Source organism: Gilliamella apicola, from assembly GCF_003202655.1.
In the GTDB taxonomy this organism is placed as follows: domain Bacteria; phylum Pseudomonadota; class Gammaproteobacteria; order Enterobacterales; family Orbaceae; genus Gilliamella; species Gilliamella apicola_R.
Genome location: NZ_QGLR01000022.1, coordinates 1 through 6,651, shown reverse-complemented (window position 1 = coordinate 6,651; position 6,651 = coordinate 1). Strand labels below are relative to the sequence as shown.

The 6,651-nt window shown below is 38.4% G+C and carries 8 protein-coding genes and 2 pseudogenes; 6 read left to right on the top strand and 4 right to left on the bottom strand.

What is annotated here, in order from left to right:
• The coding region (locus DKK70_RS17295; protein ID WP_223232774.1) for a hypothetical protein at positions 1-68 on the top strand (68 nt) is incomplete at its 5' end.
• A gap of 15 nt (positions 69-83) precedes the next feature.
• On the opposite strand, the pseudogene DKK70_RS16400 reads toward DKK70_RS17295, so the two are convergent.
• Together DKK70_RS16400 and gltS are read right to left on the bottom strand one after the other, a co-directional pair.
• Positions 84-203, bottom strand: a pseudogene (locus DKK70_RS16400) (LysR family transcriptional regulator); the annotation flags it as partial.
• A 230-nt stretch (positions 204-433) separates the two neighbouring features.
• A complete protein-coding gene (gltS, locus tag DKK70_RS16395) occupies positions 434-1,639 on the bottom strand; it encodes a sodium/glutamate symporter (protein ID WP_000599533.1) in 1,206 nt (401 codons plus the stop codon).
• Between the two features lie 443 nt (positions 1,640-2,082).
• On the opposite strand from gltS, the gene DKK70_RS16390 reads away from it, so the two are divergent.
• Genes DKK70_RS16390 through DKK70_RS16380 form a run of 3 tightly spaced genes read left to right on the top strand, consistent with a single transcriptional unit; the run spans position 2,083 to position 3,476 of the window.
• Positions 2,083-2,403, top strand: a complete 321-nt coding sequence (locus DKK70_RS16390; RefSeq protein WP_000562370.1) for an antibiotic biosynthesis monooxygenase family protein — start codon at positions 2,083-2,085, stop codon at positions 2,401-2,403.
• A complete protein-coding gene (locus tag DKK70_RS16385) occupies positions 2,396-2,782 on the top strand; it encodes a hypothetical protein (protein WP_000460651.1) in 387 nt (128 codons plus the stop codon). The genes DKK70_RS16390 and DKK70_RS16385 overlap by 8 nt, the downstream gene beginning before the upstream one ends.
• 7 nt (positions 2,783-2,789) lie before the next feature.
• Positions 2,790-3,476 carry an ArsR/SmtB family transcription factor gene (locus tag DKK70_RS16380; protein WP_001284954.1) on the top strand — a complete coding sequence of 229 codons (687 nt, stop codon included), beginning with the start codon at positions 2,790-2,792 and terminating at the stop codon, positions 3,474-3,476.
• On the opposite strand, the gene tetR(B) is transcribed toward DKK70_RS16380, so the two are convergent.
• Positions 3,454-4,077, bottom strand: a complete 624-nt coding sequence (gene tetR(B) / locus DKK70_RS16375; protein WP_000088605.1) for a tetracycline resistance transcriptional repressor TetR(B) — start codon at positions 4,075-4,077, stop codon at positions 3,454-3,456. The genes DKK70_RS16380 and tetR(B) overlap by 23 nt on opposite strands.
• Positions 4,078-4,158: 81 nt before the next feature.
• Between tetR(B) and tet(B) the strand changes: the two genes are divergently transcribed.
• Entirely contained in the window at positions 4,159-5,364 is a 1,206-nt protein-coding gene (gene tet(B), locus DKK70_RS16370; RefSeq protein ID WP_001089072.1) for a tetracycline efflux MFS transporter Tet(B), read from the top strand.
• A 112-nt stretch (positions 5,365-5,476) separates the two neighbouring features.
• On the opposite strand, the gene tetC is transcribed toward tet(B), so the two are convergent.
• Positions 5,477-6,070, bottom strand: coding sequence for a tetracyline resistance-associated transcriptional repressor TetC (gene tetC, locus DKK70_RS16365; RefSeq protein ID WP_000428546.1), 594 nt, complete (start codon positions 6,068-6,070; stop codon positions 5,477-5,479).
• Positions 6,071-6,157: 87 nt separating this feature from the next.
• On the opposite strand from tetC, the pseudogene DKK70_RS16360 reads away from it, so the two are divergent.
• Positions 6,158-6,553 (top strand): annotated as a pseudogene (locus tag DKK70_RS16360) (helix-turn-helix domain-containing protein); the annotation flags it as partial.
• Positions 6,554-6,651: the final 98 nt, after the last annotated feature.

Genomic DNA, 6,651 nt, shown 5'->3' with positions numbered 1-6,651 from the left:
CACTCGTGGCTGCAACCCTGCTTACTCAAAATCTATTCACACATGGTTACGTTTTGGGGAAATTATGAGGGGATCTCTCAGTGCTCAGCATGTTTGAGTGCTTTACTCGCCGCGGGTTGAGAAATATGTAAAACTTCAGCCGCACGCGTTAAGGAACCACAAGTCATTACAGCATAAAAGATATCGAGATGTCTTAATTTCATTCCATGTAGCCTACTGATTATTTATTTCTACGGACTATTCTAACGAATAAAGTATAAATAATCAGATATACTCGTCATAATTCAAATTTTGGTTTAGTTGTCACGAGAATTAATTCGTAAACGTGCAAGCTAAATAGATTGACTAGGGGAATATACGGGGTAAGAAAGCGGCTCGGCATACTGCCCTATAATAAATTGTTAGGAGAAGTACGCCGAGTAGTGTGTAGCTATTAGGTAAAGTATGTACCAATTTCAATAAATATTTTAATTAAGATACTGTTTGAAATATCAACAATAAAGGCACCGACCATAGGAACGACAAGGAAAGCTTTATGTGATGGTCCAAATGCTTTTGTGACTGTTTGCATATTCGCAATTGCTGTTGGTGTTGCTCCCATACCAAAGCCACAGTGACCCGCGCTGATCACGACAGCATCATAATCTTTGCCCATCATTTTGAAGGTGACAAAGCAGGCAAATAGCACCATGACAACAGTTTGTACAGCAATGATAATTAATACTGGCCCTGCCATGCTTGCCAATTGACCAAATTTTAATGACATTAACGCCATTGCCAAGAAAAGCGATAAAGCAACGCTACCTAATACATCGACGGTCGGCTCAAACACTTCGTGTTTAAATACATGAGTCAGTGTATTACGGATAATAATACCGACAAATAAACACCAGACAAAAGTAGGCAGTTGCAGAAAAGTATCTTTAAACAATGCACTGATATAGCCACCAACAACAATACAGATAATCAGCATTGAAATGGTTTCAATAACGTTATTTGCATTGATTTTTCTTTTGACGCTTGGTTGCTCAAAAGCTTCAACGATAGTGTCGCGCTCTTGCTCGGTTGTTTTAGGAATAGAGACCTTTTTCAAAAGATGACGGGCAACAGGGCCGCCAACTAAACCACCCAACACTAATCCAAGTGTTGCACAAGCCATCGCTAATTCAACGGCGCCTGTTACACCATATTTATCAGCGAGAATAGGGCCCCATGCTCCGGCATTACCATGACCACCTGTTAGAGTAATTGAACCTGCAATTAAGCCAATAAATGGACTTTCATTCATCATGACAGCCATACTCATGCCGACAGTATTTTGAATGGCGATTAGGATCGTTACTGCAATAGTTAATAGAACTAACGGCTTTCCTCCTTTAATCAGTCGAGAAAAGTCAGAACTTAGCCCGATAGAGGAAAAGAATGTGAGCATTAATAAACTTTGCAATGAAGCATCAAAAGTAAACGAATAACCTGATGTTTTATCAATAATTAACAGAACAATTGCAACAATAAAGCCACCAACGACGGCTTCTGGTATGTGGTTTTTTTGTAGGAACGGGGTAAATTTTACGACAAACATTCCTATGAGTAGCGCGATACATGCGACTAATAATGTATAACTGGCATCTAGGATCATTTTTTTACCTCTATTAGTTTACCAGAATTTTCACTATAACAATTTAACAATAGTGAAAAATGAAGTTACTTTGGTTAACTAATCTTTAACAATGAGTTTTATTAGGGTATCCATAACTTTTAGTTAATAGGGTCATAATTTTAGTGTGATCTTAATCATGAAATATTAAAAAGATTAAAATAACAACAATGGTATTTAATGATGGGTAAACCTAAATACCATGCGGGATCCGCACTATTTTCGGTGATAGCAAAAAATAAAAAAGTATAAATAATAAACAAAATTATAAGAGAAGGAGAACATGATAAGCGCAGGCCGAGCAATTTAAAGAAGTGTGATATACAACATAAAACAGCAGCATGACCTTTCTATATTTCGTTGCTTATCGAAGTGTTAATTTTCGGGTGGATTACTCTGTTTGTTGATTAATAACGGAGAAAAATATGATTGCTGTAATATTTGAGGTGCAAATACAACCCGACCAACAAACTCGCTATTTGACTTTAGCTGAGGAGTTAAGACCACTATTAAGTCATGTAGCTGGTTTTATTTCAATTGAACGTTTTCAAAGTCTAGCTACAGAAGGAAAAATGTTATCGCTATCTTGGTGGGAAAACGAATACGCAGTTCTGCAATGGAAAAATCATGTTTTACATGCGAAAGCTCAACAAGAAGGGCGAGAGTCAATATTTGATTTTTACAAAATTAGTATTGCTCATATTACTCGCGAATATTCATTTAAAAAGGACAAGGATAATGTTTGATGTTCACGTTGTTTTAGATAATCAAATAGGACAATTAGCATTACTAGGAAAAACATTAGGTAATAAAGGTATTGGATTGGAAGGGGGAGGGATATTTACGGTTGGTGATGAATGCCATGCTCATTTTCTTGTTGAACAAGGAAAGGAAGCTAAAATAGCGCTAGAGCAAGCTGGACTGTTAGTACTTGCGATCCGGACACCATTAATTCGTAAGTTAAAACAGGAAAAACCGGGGGAACTTGGCGAAATAGCACGAGTATTGGCGGAGAATAACATTAATATTTTAGTGCAATACAGTGACCATGCTAACCAACTGATATTAATAACGGACAATGATAGTATGGCTGCATCTGTTACGCTCCCTTGGGCAATAAAGTGAACTTGCGATGGCTAATTTAATACGAAAAGAGGTTACCTTTGAGTCCTCAATAGCCGCGATAGGGGCGGCTATGTCTGACATTTCACGAGTTAAAATACTCAGTGCTTTGATGGATGGGCGAGCTTGGACGGCCACTGAGCTAAGTTCTGTGGCGAATATATCAGCTTCAACGGCGAGCAGTCATTTATCTAAATTATTAGATTGCCAGCTAATCACAGTAGTAGCTCAAGGCAAGCATCGTTATTTTCGGCTAGCAGGAAAAGATATTGCTGAATTGATGGAAAGTATGATGGGGATCTCCTTAAACCATGGCGTACATGCCAAAGTTTCCACGCCAGTGCATTTACGAAAAGCACGTACTTGCTATGATCATTTAGCTGGCGAAGTTGCCGTTAAGATCTATGATTCCCTTTGTCAACAGCAATGGATCACTGAAAATGGTTCAATGATCACATTAAGTGGTATTCAATATTTTCATGAAATGGGAATTGACGTTCCTTCCAAACATTCACGTAAAATCTGTTGTGCGTGTTTAGATTGGAGTGAACGCCGTTTCCATTTAGGTGGGTACGTTGGAGCCGCATTATTTTCGCTTTATGAATCTAAAGGGTGGTTAACTCGACATCTTGGTTACCGTGAAGTTACCATCACGGAAAAAGGTTATGCTGCTTTTAAGACCCACTTTCACATTTAAGTTGTTTTTCTAATCCGCATATGATCAATTCAAGGCCGAATAAGAAGGCTGGCTCTGCACCTTGGTGATCAAATAATTCGATAGCTTGTCGTAATAATGGCGGCATACTATCAGTAGTAGGTGTTTCCCTTTCTTCTTTAGCGACTTGATGCTCTTGATCTTCCAATACGCAACCTAAAGTAAAATGCCCCACAGCGCTGAGTGCATATAATGCATTCTCTAGTGAAAAACCTTGTTGGCATAAAAAGGCTAATTGATTTTCGAGAGTTTCATACTGTTTTTCTGTAGGCCGTGTACCTAAATGTACTTTTGCTCCATCGCGATGACTTAGTAAAGCACATCTAAAACTTTTAGCGTTATTACGTAAAAAATCTTGCCAGCTTTCCCCTTCTAAAGGGCAAAAGTGAGTATGGTGCCTATCTAACATCTCAATGGCTAAGGCGTCGAGCAAAGCCCGCTTATTTTTTACATGCCAATACAATGTAGGCTGCTCTACACCTAGCTTCTGGGCGAGTTTACGGGTTGTTAAACCTTCGATTCCGACCTCATTAAGCAGCTCTAATGCGCTGTTAATCACTTTACTTTTATCTAATCTAGACATCATTAATTCCTAATTTTTGTTGACACTCTATCATTGATAGAGTTATTTTACCACTCCCAATCAGTGATAGAGAAAAGTGAAATGAATAGTTCGACAAAGATCGCATTGGTAATTACGTTACTCGATGCCATGGGGATTGGCCTTATCATGCCAGTCTTGCCAACGTTATTACGTGAATTTATTGCTTCGGAAGATATCGCTAACCACTTTGGCGTATTGCTTGCACTTTATGCGTTAATGCAGGTTATCTTTGCTCCTTGGCTTGGAAAAATGTCTGACCGATTTGGTCGGCGCCCAGTGCTGTTGTTGTCATTAATAGGCGCATCGCTGGATTACTTATTGCTGGCTTTTTCAAGTGCGCTTTGGATGCTGTATTTAGGCCGTTTGCTTTCAGGGATCACAGGAGCTACTGGGGCTGTCGCGGCATCGGTCATTGCCGATACCACCTCAGCTTCTCAACGCGTGAAGTGGTTCGGTTGGTTAGGGGCAAGTTTTGGGCTTGGTTTAATAGCGGGGCCTATTATTGGTGGTTTTGCAGGAGAGATTTCACCGCATAGTCCCTTTTTTATCGCTGCGTTGCTAAATATTGTCACTTTCCTTGTGGTTATGTTTTGGTTCCGTGAAACCAAAAATACACGTGATAATACAGATACCGAAGTAGGGGTTGAGACGCAATCGAATTCGGTATACATCACTTTATTTAAAACGATGCCCATTTTGTTGATTATTTATTTTTCAGCGCAATTGATAGGCCAAATTCCCGCAACGGTGTGGGTGCTATTTACCGAAAATCGTTTTGGATGGAATAGCATGATGGTTGGCTTTTCATTAGCGGGTCTTGGTCTTTTACACTCAGTATTCCAAGCCTTTGTGGCAGGAAGAATAGCCACTAAATGGGGCGAAAAAACGGCAGTACTGCTCGGATTTATTGCAGATAGTAGTGCATTTGCCTTTTTAGCGTTTATATCTGAAGGTTGGTTAGTTTTCCCTGTTTTAATTTTATTGGCTGGTGGTGGGATCGCTTTACCTGCATTACAGGGAGTGATGTCTATCCAAACAAAGAGTCATCAGCAAGGTGCTTTACAGGGATTATTGGTGAGCCTTACCAATGCAACCGGTGTTATTGGCCCATTACTGTTTGCTGTTATTTATAATCATTCACTACCAATTTGGGATGGCTGGATTTGGATTATTGGTTTAGCGTTTTACTGTATTATTATCCTGCTATCGATGACCTTCATGTTAACCCCTCAAGCTCAGGGGAGTAAACAGGAGACAAGTGCTTAGTTATTTCGTCACCAAATGATGTTATTCCGCGAAATATAATGACCCTCTTGATAACCCAAGAGGGCATTTTTTACGATAAAGAAGATTTAGCTTCAAATAAAACCTATCTATTTTATTTATCTTTCAAGCTCAATAAAAAGCCGCGGTAAATAGCAATAAATTGGCCTTTTTTATCGGCAAGCTCTTTTAGGTTTTTCGCATGTATTGCGATATGCATAAACCAGCCATTGAGTAAGTTTTTAAGCACATCATCATCATAAGCTTTAAGTTGGTTCTCTTGGATCAATTTGCTGACAATGGCGTTTACCTTACCAGTAATGTATTCAAGGCTAATTTTTTCAAGTTCATTCCAACCAATGATAGGCATCACTTCTTGGATAGGGATAAGGTTTTTATTATTATCAATAATATAATCAAGATAATGTTCAAATATACTTTCTAAGGCAGACCAACCATTTGTTAAATCAGTTTTTGTTGTGATGTAGGCATCAATCATAATTAATTGCTGCTTATAACAGGCACTGAGTAATTGTTTTTTATTTTTAAAGTGATGATAAAAGGCACCTTTGGTCACCAACGCTTTTCCCGAGATCTCATCTATTGAAACAGCTTGATAGCCTTTTTCAACAAACAATATTCGTGCTGAGTTAACCAGTGATTGATAGGTACTCTTAAAATTTTCTTGTTGATGATTTTTATTTTCCATGATAGATTTAAAATAACATACCGTCAGTATGTTTATGGTATCATGATGATGTGGTCGTGACAATCTTAAGAACATTTAGGTTATTTTATGTATATTGAACAGCATTCTCGCTATCAAAATAAAGCTAATAACATCCAATTAAGATATGATGATAAGCAGTTTCATACAACGGTTATCAAAGATGTTCTATTATGGATTGAACATAATTTAGATCAGTCTTTACTGCTTGATGATGTGGCGAATAAAGCGGGTTATACCAAGTGGTATTTTCAGCGGCTGTTCAAAAAAGTAACAGGGGTCACACTGGCTAGCTATATTCGTGCTCGTCGTTTGACGAAAGCGGCTGTTGAGTTGAGGTTGACGAAAAAAACTATCCTTGAGATCGCATTAAAATATCAATTTGATTCCCAACAATCTTTTACACGTCGATTTAAGTACATTTTTAAGGTTACACCAAGTTATTATCGGCGTAATAAATTATGGGAATTGGAGGCAATGCACTGAGAGATCCCCTCATAATTTCCCCAAAGCGTAACCATGTGTGAATAAATTTTGAGCTAGTAGGGTTGCAGCCACGAGTA

Bases quoted from the DNA above. Each gene is read 5' to 3' on its own strand.
- gltS (WP_000599533.1), bottom strand. From the start codon at position 1,639: ATGATCCTAGATGCCAGTTATACATTATTAGTCGCATGTATCGCGCTA.
- tetC (WP_000428546.1), bottom strand. From the start codon at position 6,070: ATGGAAAATAAAAATCATCAACAAGAAAATTTTAAGAGTACCTATCAA.
- DKK70_RS16385 (WP_000460651.1), top strand. From the start codon at position 2,396: ATGTTTGATGTTCACGTTGTTTTAGATAATCAAATAGGACAATTAGCA.
- DKK70_RS16380 (WP_001284954.1), top strand. From the start codon at position 2,790: ATGGCTAATTTAATACGAAAAGAGGTTACCTTTGAGTCCTCAATAGCC.
- DKK70_RS16390 (WP_000562370.1), top strand. From the start codon at position 2,083: ATGATTGCTGTAATATTTGAGGTGCAAATACAACCCGACCAACAAACT.